This is a genomic window from Methylophilus sp. OH31, assembly GCF_000576615.1.
Classification (GTDB): domain Bacteria; phylum Pseudomonadota; class Gammaproteobacteria; order Burkholderiales; family Methylophilaceae; genus Methylophilus.
Genome location: NZ_BAUS01000004.1, coordinates 507787 through 526335, shown reverse-complemented (window position 1 = coordinate 526335; position 18549 = coordinate 507787). Strand labels below are relative to the sequence as shown.

The following is an 18549-nucleotide window of genomic DNA, read 5'->3' as shown; positions in this document are numbered from 1 at the left end:
CCTAAATAAATTTGATTAAAATTAAGCCGCTTGCTTTTCTTTTTCGTCGCGTACTGCTGCAACGGCACGAGCAAACTTGGTTGGGATTTCGTTGAGCATGCCAGCCAGTTTGGACAGCAACTCATCGCGGCTCAATGTCGCGGCCAATGCTTGCACGCCGGCAGCATCTAAACGCTCATTAGGCATCGCGCCTGCTTTCAGTGTGAACAGCTCATTGCTTTTGGCAAAGTTGTTCATCACTTTAGCAGCAGCCACCGGGTCAGTAGAAATACCGTAAACCAGTGGACCAACCATGTCGTCAGCCAATGCTGCAAAAGGCGTACCTTCTACTGCACGACGAACCAGGGTGTTTTTCAACACACGCAGATACACACCTGCTTCACGTGCATCAGCACGCAGTTTCGTCATATTGGCTACGCCAATACCACGATACTCAGCAAGTACGATTGCTTGTGCGTTAGCCACTTGAGCGGCCACCTCGGCAACGACTTCTTTTTTCTCTGTAAGATTAAGACTCAAGGTCTGTTCTCCTTCCGTTAATGAAAGCCAGGTCAAATAACCTGGCCACTCACGGCGTCCTTGTGCAGGGCATGGAAATATCCTGTGCTGGGGATCGCCATCTGCGTTGGTTTCAAATTGCTGTAAACAGAGGATTGCTCGCCCATTTACATTCAACTATCCATTAAGTTAACCACCAACGGTCTTTGATGCTCTTGAGCGCTTGCGCTGATAGCGCAGACACTCAAGCCCAAAGCTCTTGCCCGGACGACGTCGTCCGGGGCTTTAAATTACGCTACAACTGATGTTTGATCGACACGTACGCCAGGACCCATGGTGCTGGAAACGGACAATTTTTTCAGGTAAACACCTTTTGAGCTGGTTGGCTTGGCTTTGTTCAATGCATCAACCAAAGCAGACAAGTTACCTTGCAATTGCTCAGTTGTGAAAGAAGCACGGCCGATCGTGCAATGCACGATACCGCCCTTGTCAGTACGATATTGTACTTGACCGGCTTTAGCATTTTTAACAGCAGTCGCTGCGTCTGGTGTCACGGTACCCACTTTTGGGTTTGGCATCAAACCACGTGGACCCAATACTTGACCCAAGGCACCAACGATACGCATCGCATCAGGCGTTGCAATCGCAACGTCAAAGTCCAGCATGCCGCCTTTAACTTGTTCAGCCAGGTCTTCGAAACCAACGATGTCAGCACCAGCCGCTTTAGCCGCTTCAGCTTGCACGCCTTGTGCAAATACAGCCACGCGTACAGTTTTACCAGTACCGTTAGGCAATACGATCGCACCGCGAACCAGCTGGTCAGATTTACGTGGGTCAATACCCAGGTTAATCACAGCATCAACAGACTCGTTAAATTTAGCTGAAGCGCCTTCTTTAACCAGGTTCAGGGCATCAGCCACTGGATATAATTTGTTGCGGTCGATTTTCGCACGCAATGCATCAATTCTTTTAGCCATGTTATACACCCTCCACTTCGATACCCATGCTGCGTGCGCTACCAGCGATGGTGCGTACAGCGGCATCCAAGTCAGCTGCCGTCAGGTCAGGCTGTTTTGTTTTAGCAATTTCTTCAGCTTGTGCACGCGTAATCTTGCCAACTTTGTCGGTATGAGGACGAGCAGACCCTTTTTCCAGCTTGGCCGCTTTTTTGATCAGCACGGTTGCCGGAGGGGTTTTCATCACAAAAGTGAAGCTCTTGTCTGCAAATGCAGTGATCACTACTGGAATTGGCAAGCCTGGCTCTACACCTTGCGTTGCAGCGTTAAACGCTTTACAGAATTCCATAATGTTCAAACCACGTTGACCCAGTGCTGGACCGACTGGTGGGCTTGGGTTGGCTTTACCTGCAGGGATCTGCAGCTTGATGTAGCCAATGACTTTCTTTGCCATGTTTGACTCCTAAAATGGGTAATATCGCCTTGAGCAGGCTCCCCGTTAAAAATATCGACCACCCACCAAAGGCAGTCGAAAACTGCACAACTAGACTTCTTTTTCTACCTGTGCAAAATCCAGTTCAACTGGTGTCGCACGACCAAAAATAACCACGGAAACACGCAGTTTATTTTTGTCGTAATTGATTTCTTCGACGCTACCAGAGAAATCCTTGAATGGGCCATCGACCACACGGACGCTTTCGCCTTTTTCAAAGGTCATTTTCTGCGTTGGATTCGACTTGCTGTCATCCATACGACGCAGAATAATTTCTACTTCTTTGTCTTTAATCGGGGTTGGGCGTTGCGCCGTACCACCGATGAATGAGGTCACTCTTGGTGTGCTTCTTACCAAGTGCCAGCTCTCATCGGTCATTTCCATCTGTACCAGCACATAGCCAGGATACAGGCGACGCTCAGAAATAGTCTTCTGACCATTCTTCAGCTCAATCACCTCTTCAACGGGCACCAGAATGTCACCGAACTGATCTTGTAAGTTAGATCTGATGATGCGCTCTTCCAAACCGGCTTTCACGGATTTTTCCATGCCGGAGAAAGCTTGAACTGCATACCAACGCATAGACATTAAGCTCCTTTACCCATAATCCATTGCACCATGTAGGCGAAGCTGATATCGACCAATGCCAGGAATGCTGCCATGATCACAACCAGCACAACAACCGCCAATGTGGTTTGCAACGTTTCCTGACGCGTTGGCCAGACAACACGCTTGGCTTCAGCAACAGACTCATTAAAAAAGCCTAGCGCCTGCTTGCCTTGTGGCGCAGTCCACGCCACTGCTACAGACGCGACAATACCTGCCAATACAGCAAGTATCCTAATAACCATTGCTTTATCTTCAAAAAGATAAAAACCGGCGATCCCTAAAGCTAGCAACAACAGGGATAAAGCCAGTTTGATTTTATCGATCATATACTTAACTTTATGATTAACACCTCAGATTATTCTGGGTGTTTGGCAGGCCAAGAGGGTCTCGAACCCCCAACCCTCGGTTTTGGAGACCGATACTCTACCAATTGAGCTATTGGCCTGTACTCTTTAAAGCGAAAGCTGCACGGGTTGTAGCGCAGCTTTCACATACATCAACTATTACTCGATGATTTTGGCAACGACGCCAGCACCAACGGTACGACCACCTTCACGGATAGCGAAGCGCAAGCCTTCTTCCATCGCGATTGGAGCAATCAGTGCAACTGAGATGGATACGTTGTCACCTGGCATTACCATTTCGGTACCTGCTGGCAATTCAACTGCACCAGTTACGTCAGTTGTACGGAAGTAGAACTGTGGACGGTAGCCGTTGAAGAATGGTGTATGACGACCACCTTCATCTTTACCCAACACGTAGATCTCTGCTGTGAACTTGGTGTGTGGCTTGATAGAACCTGATTTGGACAATACTTGACCACGCTCAACTTCTTCACGCTTAGTACCACGCAGCAATACGCCTACGTTGTCGCCTGCTTGACCTTGGTCCAGCAGTTTACGGAACATTTCAACACCAGTACAGGTTGTTTTCAGTGTTGGCTTGATACCTACGATTTCGATTTCGTCGCCGACTTTAACGATACCACGCTCGATACGGCCGGTTACTACAGTACCACGACCAGAGATAGAGAATACGTCTTCTACTGGCATCAGGAATGCGCCGTCGATTGCGCGCTCTGGTGTTGGGATGTAGCTGTCTAACGCTTCAGCCAATTTGAAGATCGCTGGTTCGCCGATGTCTGATTGGTCGCCTTCCAGCGCCAATTTAGCTGAACCGTGGATGATTGGGGTGTCATCACCTGGGAAGTCATACTTGCTCAGCAAGTCACGTACTTCCATCTCAACCAGCTCCAACAACTCAGCATCGTCAACCATGTCTGCTTTGTTCAGGAACACAACGATGTATGGAACACCAACTTGGCGGGCCAACAGGATGTGCTCACGTGTTTGTGGCATTGGGCCGTCAGCAGCTGAACATACCAGGATTGCGCCGTCCATCTGGGCAGCACCGGTAATCATGTTTTTAACGTAGTCAGCGTGACCTGGACAGTCAACGTGTGCGTAGTGACGTGAAGCTGTCTCGTACTCAACGTGCGCTGTGTTAATCGTAATACCACGTGCTTTTTCTTCTGGTGCCGCGTCAATTTGGTCGTAAGCTTTTGCTTCGCCGCCAAATTTCTTCGTCAATACAGTGGTGATCGCCGCTGTCAATGTCGTCTTACCGTGGTCAACGTGACCAATCGTACCAACGTTCACGTGTGGCTTGGTACGCTCAAATTTGCCTTTTGCCATGATGTTTTTCCTTTATTAGTACTAAATAAAGCCAATAATTGTTTTCACAAATTATGCGACGCGGATGACAGCACCCTTGCACGCGACTACTTACCAAGCCCCGTAGATTTACAGAGCAAATCTGGTGCCCATGGCGGGAATCGGACCCGCGACCTCTCCCTTACCAAGGGAGTGCTCTACCACTGAGCCACATGGGCGTTTTGCCTATTGTTATTGTTGGAGCGGGCGACGAGGTTCGAACTCGCGACATCTTGCTTGGAAGGCAAGTGCTCTACCAACTGAGCTACACCCGCACTATGCAGAACACCCAAGGAGGGTTCTCACCGACCCGCTTTACAGCAATACCTACAGGCAATCATTTTTTGGTGGAGAGGGCTGGATTCGAACCAGCGTACTCAGAGAGAACGGATTTACAGTCCGTCGCCTTTAACCACTCGGCCACCTCTCCAAAAAATCGACCGCGATTATCGCGGTTAATGTCACTGACGTCAATGTCAGTCAACATAAATTTGGTGCCGGGTATCGGAATCGAACTGATGACCTTCGCATTACAAGTGCGCTGCTCTACCAACTGAGCTAACCCGGCATTTCAGGAAGGCGCAACTATATCACTTTTTTTAGGAAGTGATCTAGTGCTTTTTTAAGAATTTTTTATTTTTCGTTGAAAAAATGCAACGTCGTTTCTGCATATAGACAAATCGCGCCACAGACGATGGCAAACAGGCCCTTTTCTACTTAACTACCTTGAGGTGAGATTTTTTAGCAACCGGCACTTCCGGCACCTCATCCACTGGCATTGCAGCCCGGGTTCCCGGCTCCGGGGCCTGGCCATCCACGACTTCAAAAAACATGCCCTGACCATTCTCGCGCGCGAACACGCCCCCTACCCGGCTAATTGGCACATATATATGCTGTGCAACCCCACTGAAACGGGCAGAAAACACTACTGCATCGTTATCGATATGCAGATCTTTCACCGCTGTGTAATTCATGTTGAGCACAATCTCGCCATTTTTTACATAGGCCATAGGTACCCGCGTATGCGCATCGACTTTCACTAGCAGATGTGGCGTCAATCCATTATCAACACACCACTCATGTATGGCACGTATCAGGTAAGCGGTGGTAGGAATCAGGGTGCTCATGCGAATTTCCTTAAAAAAACAGCGCGAAGGGTATTCGCGCTGCTTGGGGACTGGCTGACGTTATTTACGCATTGCCTTTTCAGAAGGCGTCATGGCTTCCGCGTACATCGGGCGGGAGAACAGGCGCTCTGCGTATTTCAGCAATGGCGAAGCCTGATTTGGCAACTCAATGCCGTAATGGCCCAAGCGCCATAACAATGGCGTGATGGCAACGTCAAGCATGGAGTACTCATCCCCCATCAGGTAACTTTGCTTGCCAAAAATCGGCACCAATTGCGTCAGGTTATCACGCACCACTTTACGAGCCTTGTCTGCCGTCTCTTCATTACTGGATTCAATATCCTTGATATGGCTGAACAAGTCTTTTTCAAAGTTGTACAGGAACAGCCGCGCACGTGCGCGCATCACAGGATCCGCAGGCATTAACTGCGGATGCGGAAAGCGCTCATCAATATATTCATTGATGATATTGGCTTCCGACAACACGAGGTCGCGCTCAACCAACACCGGCACTTCGCCATATGGATTCAAAATGGCCAAATCTTCGGTTTTGTTGGTCAGGTCAACATCAATGACTTCAAAATCCATGCCTTTTTCGAACAATACGATACGGCAACGGTGACTGTAAGGATCGACAGTACCCGAATACAATCTCATCATAATTTATTTTCCCTATAAAAAAAGACACCAAGGCCTCACGCCTTGGTGTCGGACTTGGTTTGCAATTAGCGAATATCTTTCCAGTATTCGGTTTTGATTTTCTTCACCAAGACGAACAATACAGACAGGAACAGCAACACCAGTACGCCAATCCAATAGCGGGATTGTTTGGCTGGCTCAGCCATAAATGCCAGGAAGTTGGTCAAATCACCCGCAAACTGGTCGTACTCCTCAGGACTCAGCTTGCCTGCTTTTTCCAGCTTCAGCGTGTGTGTTTCATGATCCAGCACTTGCACACCCTGCAACTCATACAACACGTGCGGCATTGCCACCTTGTCAAACACCTGGTTATTCCAGCCGGTTGGACGTGTGTCATCCTTGTAGAAGCTACGCAGATAGGCATACACCCAGTCCGCGCCCCTCGCGCGCACTTCAACGCTCAAGTCAGGCGGTGCAGCACCGAACCATTTCTTGGCATCTTTAGGATTCATGCTGACGCGCATGGTCTCACCAACCTTTTCACCGGCAAACAGCAAGTTTTCCTTGATCTGCTTGTCGGTGAGGCCGATATCCTGCAAACGGTTGTAGCGCATGTAATTGGCACTATGGCAATTCAAGCAGTAATTGACAAAAATCTTGGCGCCGCGCTGCAATGACGCTTTATCTGTCATCTTGATTGGTGCCTTGACATCAATGTGTACTTCATTGGCCAATGCCACGCCAGAAACCAGCAGTGTCAGGCTAGCGAAAGCCTGCAAAAACATTTTCTTCATCATTAGTATGTCACCCTTTCTGGCACAGGCTTGGTTTGATCTTTTTTGGTGTACCAAGGCATTAATACAAAATATGCAAAGTAAATCGCCATACAAATACGGGCAACCACAGTCGCACGGTCTGCGCCCCCCAGCCATGGCCCGAACTGACCCCAGACATCGCCCGGAACCGTACCCAGATAGCCCAGAATGACAAAGCTGATAACAAAGGCGGTCAACCAGCGCTTGTACAATTTGCCACGGTAGCGAATCGACTTCACCGGGCTTCTGTCCAACCAAGGCAGGAAGGCAAATGCAACAACTGACAAGCCCATCGCCACTACCCCGGGGAATTGCGAAATACCGATTGGCGGCACGGCACGCAGGATGGAGTAATAAGGCGTGAAGTACCATACCGGTGCAATGTGTGCCGGCGTTTTCAGCGGATCAGCAGGAATAAAGTTGTTAGCTTCAAGGAAGTAACCACCCATCTCCGGCATAAAGAACACAATGGCAAAGAACACCATCAGGAACGCGACCACACCTACCAGGTCTTTTACCGAGTAGTAAGGATGGAAAGGGATGCCATCCAGCGGAATACCGGTTGCCTTATCTTTATGCTTTTTGATTTCAACGCCATCAGGGTTATTAGAGCCAACCTCGTGCAAAGCAACGATATGCACAGCGACCAGGCCCAACAGCACTAATGGCAAAGCAATCACGTGGAAAGCAAAGAAACGGTTCAAGGTTGCATCGGAAACCAGATAGTCACCACGCAACCACTCTGACAAGTCAGGACCGATGAATGGCACGGTAGAGAACAGGTTCACAATCACCTGCGCACCCCAGTAGGACATTTGACCCCATGGCAGCAGGTAGCCGAAGAACGCCTCACCCATCAACACCAGGAAAATACCCACACCAAACAACCAGATCAGCTCACGCGGCGTTCTGTATGAGCCGTAAATAATGCCACGGAACATGTGCAGGTAAACCACCACAAAGAACATGGAAGCGCCGGTAGAGTGCATATAGCGAATAATGTTGCCGCCGAACACATCGCGCATGATGTATTCCACTGAAGCAAATGCCAATTCAGCATCTGGCTTGTAGTTCATGGTCAAAAAGATACCGGTAACGATTTGCAGTACCAGCACCAATAAAGCCAAAGAACCAAAAAAATACCAGAAGTTGAAATTTTTTGGCGCGTAATACTCGGTCAGATGTCCCTTGATAGTACTGGTCAGCGGGAAACGGGCATCTACCCAATCCAGCACGCCAGCGGCAATCGTTTTATTATTATTTGCCATGATATTTAAGCCTCCGCCTTTTTATCTTCACCAATCAGCAATGTGGTGTCTGTCAGGTATTGGTGTGGTGGAATCAACAGATTTTTTGGCGCTGGTGAACCCTTGAACACACGGCCGGACAAGTCGAATTTAGAGCCGTGACATGGACAGACAAAACCACCTGGCCACTCCGCTGTCTCTACAAAGTTGTCGTTTGGCGAGCAACCCAAATGCGTGCATGTACCCAACATCACAGCGTATTCAGGCTTAATTGAACGATCTTTGTTTTTACAGTATTCAGGCTGTTGTGGTACTTCCAGGTTAGGATCAGACAACTGATCGTCATGCTTAACCAGTTTGGCCAGCATTTCTGGTGTACGGCGCACAATCCATACCGGCTGACCGCGCCACTCGGCCGTCATTTTCTCACCTGGCTTCAGCTTGCTGATATCCACCTCTACAGGTGCACCGGCCGCTTTGGCGCGCTCACTTGGCAACATGCTGCCGACAAACGGCACCGCGACAGCGGCAACACCCACAGCGCCTGTAGCCGCCGTAGCTTTCACCAAGAAGTCGCGTTTTTGCAAATCCACCTCAGATGGCTGGCAAAACGACAAACAGTTGTTGTCAATTTTGTTTTCTGACATTGGCTTCCTTAATCTACCCTTTTGGGGCAACAGTGTGATCAAAACTTGAGTCGCGATTATACATTTTTCGCAGAAACAAGCCAAATTTAATTCAATAAGTCATTGATATTAATAAACTAAACCGGGTTATCCAGCTCAACATAAATGTGCTCAATGCCATACTTTTCGGCGATCCATTGCCCCAGGGCCTGCACGCCATAGCGCTCAGTGGCGTGATGGCCAGCACTAATGTAAGCCGTATCAGTTTCACACACGGTGTGCCAGGTTTGCTCTGAGACCTCACCACTGATAAACACGTCCACGCCGGCATTCACCACCTGCTGGATATAGGACTGCGCCGCCCCCGTACACCAGGCCACTGTTCGCACCTGTTTTTGCGGATCACCCAGCAACTGCGCCTGTCGCCCCAGGCAAGTGCTCACATGCTCACCTAGCTGCGCAAGCGTCATAACTTGTGGCAACTCGGCTACAGGCAACATGTTTTTATCATCAAGATAACGTGTGACTGACCACTCGAACACCTTGCCCAGTTGCACGTTATTACCGACTTCAGCATGCGCATCCAGCGGCAAATGATAGGCCAACAGACTCAGATCATGTGTCAGCAAGCGTTTTAAGCGCTGACGCTTCAGGCCTGTCACCTCTGCGGCCTCACCGCGCCAGAAGTAACCATGGTGCACCAGAATCGCATCGGCATCTGCCGCAATCGCCGCCTCAATCAAGGCCTGGCTAGCCGTCACGCCACTGACAATACGCCTGACTTGCGGCCGCCCTTCTATCTGTAAACCATTTGGGCAATAATCTTGAAATTTGCCAACTTGTAAAAAATTGGCTAACTCAGTGACAAGAAGATTCAATTCCATCTCTGACTCTCATATATACTAGGCATTTGTTAAGACATTCACTTACTTTTGCAATTATGCGACATCTCTGGTCTATCTTCTCACAAGCCGTCACCGTTTGTCTGGGCATTTTGTTTGTCTTGAAATTATTTTATCCCGGCGTATTAACACAACCCAGCCAACCAGCGGTCACCAAACAAGCCGCCACCAATACTACCGCTGCCATTGCAAAAAACGGCTACCGTACAGCGGTCAGCAAAGCCATGCCCTCGGTGGTCAATATATTCACCACCGCGCGCATTAGCCAGGATCCTCACCATGCCTTAAAAAATGACCCGTTGTTCCGTCACTTTTTCGGCGATGAAATGGAAGAAGAGGACGAGCAACCAGAAAACAGCCTGGGTAGCGGTGTGATTGTGAGCGCTGATGGCCTGATCCTGACCAACAACCACGTCATCAGCTCGGCCGACCAGATCGAAGTGGCGCTCAGTGATGGCAGTAAATCTTCCGCTACCGTGGTTGGCACCGACCCGGACACAGACCTGGCAGTGCTAAAAATTGACCGTAAAAATCTGCCAGCGATTACTTTTAGCAATAGCGACCAAATGAAAGTTGGCGATGTCGTGCTGGCCATTGGCAACCCCTTCGGCGTCGGCCAGACCGTGACCCAAGGCATTATCAGTGCGCTGGGCCGCAACCATTTGGGCATTAATACCTTTGAAAACTTTATCCAGACGGACGCCTCGATTAACCCGGGCAACTCTGGCGGCGCGCTCATAGACGTCAACGGTAGCCTGATTGGCATCAACAGTGCGATTTATTCGCGCAACGGCGGCAGCATGGGCATCGGCTTTGCCATTCCGGTCAGCATTGCCAAACAGGTCATGGAACAAATCAGTTCGAGCGGCACGGTCACACGTGGCTGGATCGGGATTGAAGCCCAAGACATCACCCCTGAGCTGGCAGAGTCATTTAACCTGAAAACGGCTAACGGCTCACTGATTGCAGGCGTGTTGCTGGATAGCCCGGCTGATCGTGCCGGATTGCGTCCTGGCGATATTCTGGTGGGTATTGATGATAAGCCTGTGGCAGACAGTCAGTCCATGCTGAATATTATTGCCATGCTCAAGCCACGCGAAAAAGCCACCTTATCCATCATACGCGCCGGCAAGAAAGTGAATATTGCATTGGTCGTAGGTAAGCGCCCACTACCGAGTAAAATCCCGCAATAGCTTAGTTGACAGCAGAGTCGCTGGCGGCTGGTTGCGGTAGCCAGCGCACTACCAGCAGACCAATTTCATAGAGTAACCACAGCGGGATGGCCAACATACACTGGGAAACGATATCTGGTGGCGTGAAAATCGCCCCCAGTACAAAAGCACCCACGATGACATAAGAGCGTGATTCTTTGAGTTGTGCCAGCGTGACCCAGCCCATGAGCGCCATCAACACCACAGCAATCGGCACCTCAAACGCAAATCCAAAGGCCAGAAACAAGCCAATCACAAAATCAAGATATTCGGCAATGTCCGTCATCACAGTCACACCAGCCGGTGCGCTACCCACCAAAAAGCTGAACACGACAGGAAACACCACAAAATAGGCAAAGGCCATGCCGATAAAAAACAAAGCCACTGCCGATGCCAGCAAGGGGCGGATCAATCGCTTTTCATGTGCATATAAACCAGGCGCAACAAAAGCCCAGCACTGATAAATCATCCATGGCAACGCGATCAGGAATGCCGTCAGCATGGTGACCTTCATCGGCACGAAAAACGGCGTGGTGACTGCGGTCGCGATCATTTGTGCGCCTTGTGGCAATTTGGCAAGTAAGGGCGCCGCCAGCAAGCTATACAATCGATCGGCAAAAGGGAACAAGGCAGCAAACGCCACCAGCCATCCTACAATCGCTCGCAACAAACGATGGCGCAATTCGATCAGGTGGGAGATAAAACTTTCGGTCGGCGTCATGATAGAAGGGAAATCCGGAACGGCTTAAGCAAGCGGTTTGTGTTCAGACACTGGCGCTGTATCGTCATTTTTCTTGGCGGCATTGCGCGGACGGCGCGGTTTCTTCTGATCTTCCGCAGCGACAGCAAACAACTCCGCCTGCGGATCGGCATCCAGCAATTTATGCTCGCCATGCTCTGCCGCTGGTTGAGCGACTTCGGTAATTGTTTCCTCAGCATTCGCAACAGGCTTACGCTGACGCGGCTTGCGTGGTTTTTTGACCGTGACAACATCGACATCCACCACGGTCGCCTCAACTGCTTCGCTCACCGGCGTTTTATTCGCTGCCGCTTCCGCCATCACCGGCGGCAGAATGCTTTGCTCAATCTCATCATAGCCTTGCCGCAAGCCGGACTGCACTTCTTGCTGCAGCGTTTGCAGTTCAGCAAAACGCGTTTCGCGATTCACTTCGTCCTTCACTTGCGTGACAAAGCGCTGCAATCGACCAAAAAAAGCGCCCGCAGTGCGGGCGACTTTTGGCAACTTTTCCGGCCCGATAACTACCAGGGCAACCAAAGCAATGACCAGCAATTCTGAGAATGAAATATCAAACACAATGCGTCAGCACTTATTTGTTTTTGTCAGACAACTCTTCAGGCTTGGACTCCGCCTTGCCTTCATTTACGGCTTTTTTAAATTCATTCACCGCACCGCCGACATCACCGCCAATATTACGCAGCTTCTTGGTGCCAAATACCAACACCACAATCAGCAATACAATCAGCCAATGCCACAAACTAAATGAACCCATGGTAATCTCCTTTATCTTGTCTGGTGGTACTAAGCCACTGCGCCGCCGCCAAACACGTGCAGATGAATATGAAACACTTCCTGACCGCCTTCACGACCCACATTCATCACGGTTTTATAACCAACCAAGCCTTGTTCAGCCGCCAGTTTGGCCGCTAACAACATCATCTTGCCCAACAACGCCTGATGCTCGGCTGTACAGTCTTTCAGTGTTTCGATGTGTGCTTTGGGCACAATCAGGAAATGCGTTTTTGCCAAGGGACGAATATCGTGGAACACAATGACATCTTCGTCCTCATAAATTGTTTTAGATGGAATATTGCCAGCAGCGATTTTGCAAAAAATACAATCCGCACTCATTCAGTTCTGCTCGCTTTCTCTGCAATGCCAGATAAGCCTTCACGGCGCGCCAGCTCATCCAGCACGTCCTGCGCACTGAGTCCGGCATGACTCAACATCACCAAGGTATGAAACCACAAATCGGCAGTTTCATAAATAATTTCTTCAGCTTTACCGCCCTTGGCCGCAATCACGGTTTCAGTCGCTTCTTCGCCTATTTTTTTCAGGATGCTGTCCATGCCTTTGGCATAGAGTTTGGCGACGTAAGAAGAAGATGGGTCGGCGGTTTTACGCTGCTCCATCAATTCAGACAGTCGGTTTAAGACATCACTCATGGTAAATCGCTTTCGGATCTTTGATCACCGGCTCGACCGTGACCCAGGCATCGTCTTGCAACTGCTGGAAAAAGCAATTGTGTCGACCGGTATGACAAGCAATCCCGCCCAGTTGTTCGACGGTAATCAAGACGACGTCGTCGTCGCAATCAAGGCGGATATCATGCACGATTTGCGTATGGCCGGACTCTTCGCCCTTATGCCACAATTTATTGCGCGAACGGGAGAAATACACCGCATGCCCGGTATCGCGCGTCAGCTGTAAAGCTTCGCGATTCATCCAGGCAAACATCAGGATTTTGCCAGTGTCTTTTTCCTGGGCAATCACAGGCACCAGGCCCTCAGTCGTCCAGGCGACTTGATCCAGCCAACTCATCGCACTTCCAGTCCGTGTTCACGCATATAGTCTTTGGCCTGTTGCACCGTGAATTCACCATAGTGAAAAATACTTGCTGCCAACACCGCATCGGCGCCACCCATCGTCACGCCATCCACCAGGTGCTGCAAATTACCAACACCGCCAGAGGCAATCAATGGGACATCGACGGCATCACTAATCGCCTTATTGAGCGGATTATTGAAACCAATTTTAGTACCATCGCGATCCATGCTGGTCACCAGCAATTCACCGGCCCCCAGGTTGACCATTTTTTGCGCCCACTTCACGGCATCCAAGCCAGTGGGATTGCGGCCACCATGAGTGAACACTTCCCACTCAAACGGCTGGTTATCTACTTTTTTGGCATCAATCGCCACCACGATACATTGCGAACCGAAGCGGCTGGCCGCATCCTCAACCACTTGTGGATTGAGCACCGCCGTTGTATTGATACTGACCTTATCTGCACCGGCATTAAGCAAGCGGCGCACATCTTCCACCTTACGCACGCCACCACCAACGGTGAGCGGGATAAATATCTGTTCGGCGACACGTTCGATAATGTGCAAAATCAGGTCGCGGTTATCAGAGCTGGCAGTAATATCCAGAAAAGTCAGCTCATCAGCGCCTTGATCGTTGTAGCGTTGCGCGATTTCAACCGGATCACCGGCATCCCGCAACTCCAGGAAATTCACCCCTTTGACCACACGGCCATCAGTGACATCCAGGCAAGGAATAATGCGTTTGGCGCAACCCATTATTGACCGCTCAGTTGATCAGCCAACTGTTGTGCTGCCGCGAAGTCGAGCGTGCCTTCATAAATGGCTCGGCCAGTGATCGTACCGATAATGCCCTCATCCTGCACTGCACACAGTTTACGCACGTCATCCAGATTGGTGACACCGCCACTGGCGATGACAGGAATGGTTAATGCCTGCGCCAGCGCAACCGTGGCTTCAATATTGACACCCGTCAGCATGCCATCGCGGCCAATGTCTGTATAGACAATGCTTTCCACGCCGTAGTCTTCAAACTTTTTCGCCAGGTCAATGACGTCGTGACCAGTCAATTTGGACCAGCCATCGACAGCGACTTTGCCATCCTTGGCATCCAGGCCGACCATAATCTGGCCAGGGAAGGCGTAGCAGGCTTCGTGCAAGAAACCTGGATTTTTAACCGCAGCCGTGCCGATGATGACATAACTGATACCATCATCCAGGTAACGCTCGATAGTGTCGAGGTCACGAATGCCACCACCCAACTGGATAGGGATATCCCCACCCACAGCGGCGACAATAGACTTGATCGCATCTTCGTTGACGGGTTTTCCGGCAAACGCACCGTTCAAATCTACCAGGTGCAAACGTTTACCGCCTTTATCTACCCAATGCCGTGCCATAGCGCCCGGGTCTTCGGAAAATACTGTGGACTCTTCCATCAGGCCCTGCTTCAAACGGACGCAGTGGCCATCTTTCAAATCAATTGCTGGAATAATTAACATGTTGTTTTCAATAGATAAATAACGAGTAGTGACTAAAACGACTGAAAATCCGTTTAGGGTTTCCAGTTTACAAAATTACGCAAAAGTTGCAAGCCTGCATTGGCGCTCTTTTCCGGGTGAAACTGTACGGCAAACACATTATCACGCGCAATCGCCCCGGTGTAATCGAACGGATAAGCCGTCGTGGCAGCGGTTAACGCAGTCTCTTCCGGTGCGACATAATAACTGTGCACATAATAAAAGCGCGCCTGATCGGGGATTTCAGACCACAGAGCATGGGCCTGTGTTTGATGCACCTGACTCCAGCCCATATGCGGCACTTTGAGTTTAGCACCTTGCTCATCATGCATTTTGTCTGCAGGAAAGCGCTTCACTTCACCGCGGTAGACACCCAAACCAGGCACATCACCCTCTTCCGAATGCTCAAATAGCATCTGTAAACCGATGCAAATACCTAAAAACGGTTTTTGTTGTGTCGCATCGATCACCGCCTGACGTAAATGACGTGCATCGAGCTCACGGATACAATCCGGCATCGCACCTTGTCCAGGAAACACCACGCGCTCCGCCTGTGCAATCTGCTCAGGATCGCTGGTGACGGCGACAGAAATGGAAGGGGCCACCGCTTTAAAAGCGTTGGCCACCGATCTTAAATTACCCATGCCATAATCAACAATGGCAACTTGCAAGCGACTCATGGTTAGCAATCAGGCGTTATAACGCACCCTTGGTAGATGGCATCAATCCTGCCATACGTGGATCTGGGGTCGCGGCGATACGCAGCGCACGACCAAAAGCTTTGAATATGGTCTCTGCCTGATGATGGGCATTATGACCCTTGAGGTTATCAATATGCAGTGTCACCAGTGCATGATTGACAAAGCCCTGGAAGAATTCATGAATCAGGTCCACATCAAACTCGCCGATCATGGCGCGCGTGAAGGTGCAATCAAACGCCAAACCCGGGCGGCCAGACAGATCCAGCGCCACGCGGCTCAAGGCCTCGTCCAGTGGTACATAGCTGTGACCATAGCGGGTCAAGCCTTTTTTATCACCCAAGGCCTTGGTAAACGCCTGACCAAGTGTGATGCCAATGTCTTCAACCGTGTGGTGTGCATCGATATGCAAGTCACCGTTGGCATGAATCTTTAAATCAATCATGCCGTGACGGGCAATTTGATCCAGCATGTGGTCTAAAAAGCCCAAACCGCTGTGCAAGTCTGATTGGCCGGTGCCATCGAGGTTAATCGAGACGGTAATTTGTGTTTCTAGCGTATTACGCGTGACTTCAGCTTGACGTGACATATAAGAGAGGAAAGGTGATCACAGAGAGTTTGCAAATATTGCGTTCATTTTACAGCAAGTCCTGCCACACTGGCAAAAAGCTGTCATGAAAAACAAAAAAGCAGCCCAGATGGGCTGCTTTTTCAAATCAGAAAGCGATCCGCAAGGATAGCTGACGATTATTTAGCTTCTTCAGTGGCTGGTGCAGCTTCTGCAGCAGGCGCCGCGTCAGCTGGAGCAGCTTCTTCGGCAGCCGGGGCTTCAGCAGCAGGTGCCGCATCAGCTGGAGCAACCTCTTCAGCAGCTGGTGCTTCAGCAGCAGGAGCAGCTTCTTCAGATTTTTTGCCCAACAAAGAGAATACCAATACAGCAGCAACTGCAGCAATGATCCATGGCAGCAATTTGTTACCGCCTTTAGTGGCAGTACCAGCACCGTGAGCGATCTTGGTGATTTCAGTTGCAGCGGCTGCTGGGTCAGCAGCACCGTAGATAGCCGCACCGGCAACTACGATATCAGCACCAGCATCAACTACTTGTTTAGTGGTTGCAGCTTTAACACCGCCAGCAACAGACACTTTAGCACCTGTTTTCAGACCGGATACCAGACCCAGGTCAGCAAATGGTGTTTGACCAGCCGCTTGTTGGTCCAAACCAGTGTGAACACCAATAATGTGTGCACCCAATTTAACCACTTCCAGCGTACGGGCTTTTTTATCTTTAACGTTGATCAGGTCGATTTGCGCTTCTTTGCCATACTTGTTGGCAGCGTCGATTACGCCTTTGATCGTACCGATATCTGCAGTACCCAAAACGGTACAAATATCAGCACCAGCTTTGTAGAATGGCTCAGCTTCGTAAAAGCCAGCATCCATGGTTTTCAGGTCAACCAGAATTTTGTTGTTAGGGAATTTTGAACGCAATGCTTTCAACAATTCGATACCGTTGTGTTTGATACAAGGGGTACCAATTTCCAGAATATCAACGTGTGGAGCAACTTTAGCTGCCAAAGCGATCGTTGCGTCGAAATCCAATGAGTCCAATGCCATCTGGGTTTGTGCCATTTTTCTTCCTCCGAGTTTGCTCTATTTTAAATCCAATGAATCAATGCGCAGCAATTATGCAAACGCAACCCTCACTGCACATTATGTACAATAGCGTGCATCATAACCGTATTTTCAAAAAAATGACAATATTGCGACGATTTTTTTTAAGTCACGATACAACCATTTGCAGCCCATTAGCAGGCAGATTACGGCAGATACTTTGATTTTAACGACATCAAGCCTGCACGATAGATTGCAATGCCTGCATCAAGGCCTGATTTTGAGATGTGTTGCCTATGGTAATGCGCAAAAAGTCGGTGATACGTGCCGGTTTTTTAAAGTGGCGTACAATCACCGCCTGTTCACGTAAGCTCGCGGCCAATTGCTCTCCCGCGTATTTTGGATGGCGCGCAAAAATAAAGTTGGCGCCAGATGGCAACACTTCGAACCCCAAGCCTTGCAAATCAAGCACCAATTGATCACGCGCAGCGATCACTTGCTGGCGGGTTTGCTGAAAATAGGCTTCGTCTTGCAAGGCGGCAATGGCGCCCGCTTCCGCAAAGCGGTCTATCGGATACGAGTTGAAACTGTCTTTCACACGAATCAGGGCTTCAATCAACGCCGCATGCCCTACGGCATAACCCACCCGCAAACCCGCCAGAGAACGCGATTTTGAATAAGTATGCGTGACCAGCACATTAGGATATTGATTCACCAAAGAAACGGCTGACTCGGTTCCGAAGTCAACATAGGCTTCATCAATCACGACTACGGATTGCGTATTGGCTTTTAATAGACGCTCAATCTCGCTCAGCGCCACTGGGATTCCGGTTGGCGCATTGGGATTAGGGAAGATAATGCCGCCATTGGGGCGCAAGTAATCGTCAATCGCAATCTCAAACCGTGTATTCAATGGCACGGTTTCAAAGTCAATGCCGTAAAGACCGCAATAAACAGGGTAGAAACTATAAGTAATATCCGGGTAAAGCAGTGGCTGATCGTGCTTGAGCAAGGCCTGAAACACATGCGCCAGCACTTCGTCCGAGCCATTACCGACAAACACTTGATTGGTTTGCAAACCATGATATTCGGCAATCGCTGCTTTCAGGCGACTGGAATCCGGATCCGGGTACAAACGCAAGCTGTCAGCTGCTTCTGCCTGCAACGCGGCGATCACTTTCGGGCTAGGCCCATAAGGGTTCTCATTGGTATTCAGCTTGACCAGGTTTTGCAGCTTGGGCTGCTCACCCGGCACATAAGGGGTCAGGCTGTGTACCAGCTTACTCCAATATTGACTCATGACATTACTCTTAAATTCAACCA

At 49.8% G+C, this 18549-nt stretch carries 25 protein-coding genes and 5 tRNA genes; 1 reads left to right on the top strand and 29 read right to left on the bottom strand.

Translation table 11 applies throughout. The features are described 5' to 3' along the window. Positions 1–21: 21 nt before the first annotated feature. The 17 genes from rplJ to OH31_RS09005 all read right to left on the bottom strand — a co-directional run bounded on the left by rplJ (position 22) and on the right by OH31_RS09005 (position 9606). Complete coding sequence (gene rplJ, locus OH31_RS09085; RefSeq protein ID WP_019881211.1) at positions 22–519, bottom strand: 50S ribosomal protein L10; 498 nt, start codon at positions 517–519, stop codon at positions 22–24. A gap of 269 nt (positions 520–788) precedes the next feature. Continuing rightward, entirely contained in the window at positions 789–1475 is a 687-nt protein-coding gene (gene rplA, locus OH31_RS09080) for a 50S ribosomal protein L1 (protein ID WP_036298954.1), read from the bottom strand. Between the two features lies 1 nt (position 1476). After that, a complete protein-coding gene (gene rplK / locus OH31_RS09075) occupies positions 1477–1908 on the bottom strand; it encodes a 50S ribosomal protein L11 (RefSeq protein WP_018987686.1) in 432 nt (143 codons plus the stop codon). Positions 1909–1998: 90 nt separating this feature from the next. Beyond that, complete coding sequence (gene nusG / locus OH31_RS09070; RefSeq protein ID WP_024930473.1) at positions 1999–2535, bottom strand: transcription termination/antitermination protein NusG; 537 nt, start codon at positions 2533–2535, stop codon at positions 1999–2001. Further along, the gene (gene secE, locus OH31_RS09065; protein ID WP_019881208.1) at positions 2535–2882 is read right to left on the bottom strand and encodes a preprotein translocase subunit SecE; all 348 of its coding nucleotides are present in this window, start codon (positions 2880–2882) and stop codon (positions 2535–2537) included. The genes nusG and secE overlap by 1 nt, the downstream gene beginning before the upstream one ends. Before the next feature lie 43 nt (positions 2883–2925). Further along, positions 2926–3001: transfer RNA gene (locus OH31_RS09060), tRNA-Trp, on the bottom strand. 58 nt (positions 3002–3059) lie between these two features. Next, a complete protein-coding gene (gene tuf / locus OH31_RS09055; protein ID WP_019881207.1) occupies positions 3060–4250 on the bottom strand; it encodes an elongation factor Tu in 1191 nt (396 codons plus the stop codon). A gap of 122 nt (positions 4251–4372) precedes the next feature. Then, positions 4373–4447, bottom strand: a tRNA-Thr gene (locus OH31_RS09050). 20 nt (positions 4448–4467) lie between these two features. Then, a tRNA-Gly gene (locus tag OH31_RS09045) sits at positions 4468–4543 on the bottom strand. Positions 4544–4613: 70 nt separating this feature from the next. After that, positions 4614–4698, bottom strand: a tRNA-Tyr gene (locus tag OH31_RS09040). Between the two features lie 62 nt (positions 4699–4760). Further along, positions 4761–4836, bottom strand: a tRNA-Thr gene (locus OH31_RS09035). Between the two features lie 145 nt (positions 4837–4981). After that, positions 4982–5395, bottom strand: coding sequence for a ClpXP protease specificity-enhancing factor (locus tag OH31_RS09030; protein ID WP_024930472.1), 414 nt, complete (start codon positions 5393–5395; stop codon positions 4982–4984). Positions 5396–5455: 60 nt separating this feature from the next. Further along, complete coding sequence (locus OH31_RS09025; protein WP_019881204.1) at positions 5456–6055, bottom strand: glutathione S-transferase N-terminal domain-containing protein; 600 nt, start codon at positions 6053–6055, stop codon at positions 5456–5458. 65 nt (positions 6056–6120) lie between these two features. After that, positions 6121–6831 (bottom strand): cytochrome c1, encoded by a 711-nt coding sequence (locus tag OH31_RS09020; RefSeq protein ID WP_232411247.1) that lies wholly within the window; start codon positions 6829–6831, stop codon positions 6121–6123. Continuing rightward, a complete protein-coding gene (locus OH31_RS09015) occupies positions 6831–8117 on the bottom strand; it encodes a cytochrome bc complex cytochrome b subunit (protein WP_024930470.1) in 1287 nt (428 codons plus the stop codon). The genes OH31_RS09020 and OH31_RS09015 overlap by 1 nt, the downstream gene beginning before the upstream one ends. Before the next feature lie 5 nt (positions 8118–8122). Then, positions 8123–8743, bottom strand: coding sequence for a ubiquinol-cytochrome c reductase iron-sulfur subunit (gene petA / locus OH31_RS09010; RefSeq protein WP_019881200.1), 621 nt, complete (start codon positions 8741–8743; stop codon positions 8123–8125). 116 nt (positions 8744–8859) lie between these two features. Continuing rightward, a complete protein-coding gene (locus OH31_RS09005) occupies positions 8860–9606 on the bottom strand; it encodes a Nif3-like dinuclear metal center hexameric protein (RefSeq protein ID WP_024930469.1) in 747 nt (248 codons plus the stop codon). 56 nt (positions 9607–9662) lie between these two features. Here OH31_RS09005 and OH31_RS09000 point away from each other — a divergent pair, with 56 nt between their 5' ends. Then, positions 9663–10817, top strand: coding sequence for a S1C family serine protease (locus OH31_RS09000; RefSeq protein WP_024930468.1), 1155 nt, complete (start codon positions 9663–9665; stop codon positions 10815–10817). A gap of 1 nt (position 10818) precedes the next feature. Here OH31_RS09000 and tatC read toward each other — a convergent pair whose 3' ends face one another. The 12 genes from tatC to hisC all read right to left on the bottom strand — a co-directional run bounded on the left by tatC (position 10819) and on the right by hisC (position 18526). Then, on the bottom strand, positions 10819–11556 hold the full coding sequence (gene tatC, locus OH31_RS08995) for a twin-arginine translocase subunit TatC (RefSeq protein ID WP_024930467.1): 738 nt from the start codon (positions 11554–11556) through the stop codon (positions 10819–10821). 24 nt (positions 11557–11580) lie between these two features. Beyond that, on the bottom strand, positions 11581–12150 hold the full coding sequence (gene tatB / locus OH31_RS08990; RefSeq protein ID WP_024930466.1) for a Sec-independent protein translocase protein TatB: 570 nt from the start codon (positions 12148–12150) through the stop codon (positions 11581–11583). A 13-nt stretch (positions 12151–12163) separates the two neighbouring features. Next, positions 12164–12346, bottom strand: a complete 183-nt coding sequence (tatA, locus tag OH31_RS08985) for a Sec-independent protein translocase subunit TatA (protein WP_019881194.1) — start codon at positions 12344–12346, stop codon at positions 12164–12166. Positions 12347–12375: 29 nt separating this feature from the next. After that, positions 12376–12705, bottom strand: coding sequence for a histidine triad nucleotide-binding protein (locus tag OH31_RS08980; protein ID WP_024930465.1), 330 nt, complete (start codon positions 12703–12705; stop codon positions 12376–12378). Continuing rightward, entirely contained in the window at positions 12702–13019 is a 318-nt protein-coding gene (locus OH31_RS08975) for a phosphoribosyl-ATP diphosphatase (protein ID WP_019881192.1), read from the bottom strand. Before OH31_RS08975 ends, OH31_RS08980 begins: the two co-directional genes overlap by 4 nt. Then, positions 13012–13395, bottom strand: a complete 384-nt coding sequence (gene hisI, locus OH31_RS08970) for a phosphoribosyl-AMP cyclohydrolase (protein WP_024930464.1) — start codon at positions 13393–13395, stop codon at positions 13012–13014. Before hisI ends, OH31_RS08975 begins: the two co-directional genes overlap by 8 nt. Then, a complete protein-coding gene (hisF, locus tag OH31_RS08965) occupies positions 13392–14156 on the bottom strand; it encodes an imidazole glycerol phosphate synthase subunit HisF (protein ID WP_024930463.1) in 765 nt (254 codons plus the stop codon). Before hisF ends, hisI begins: the two co-directional genes overlap by 4 nt. Then, positions 14156–14899: a 1-(5-phosphoribosyl)-5-[(5-phosphoribosylamino)methylideneamino]imidazole-4-carboxamide isomerase gene (hisA, locus tag OH31_RS08960; protein WP_024930462.1), complete on the bottom strand. Its 744-nt coding sequence runs from the start codon at positions 14897–14899 to the stop codon at positions 14156–14158. Before hisA ends, hisF begins: the two co-directional genes overlap by 1 nt. Before the next feature lie 53 nt (positions 14900–14952). After that, the gene (gene hisH / locus OH31_RS08955; protein ID WP_024930461.1) at positions 14953–15597 is read right to left on the bottom strand and encodes an imidazole glycerol phosphate synthase subunit HisH; all 645 of its coding nucleotides are present in this window, start codon (positions 15595–15597) and stop codon (positions 14953–14955) included. 16 nt (positions 15598–15613) lie between these two features. Beyond that, positions 15614–16204 (bottom strand): imidazoleglycerol-phosphate dehydratase HisB, encoded by a 591-nt coding sequence (hisB, locus tag OH31_RS08950; RefSeq protein WP_019881186.1) that lies wholly within the window; start codon positions 16202–16204, stop codon positions 15614–15616. Between the two features lie 158 nt (positions 16205–16362). Continuing rightward, on the bottom strand, positions 16363–17244 hold the full coding sequence (gene hxlA / locus OH31_RS08945; protein WP_019881185.1) for a 3-hexulose-6-phosphate synthase: 882 nt from the start codon (positions 17242–17244) through the stop codon (positions 16363–16365). Between the two features lie 217 nt (positions 17245–17461). Continuing rightward, positions 17462–18526: a histidinol-phosphate transaminase gene (gene hisC, locus OH31_RS08940; protein WP_024930460.1), complete on the bottom strand. Its 1065-nt coding sequence runs from the start codon at positions 18524–18526 to the stop codon at positions 17462–17464. Positions 18527–18549 lie beyond the last annotated feature (23 nt).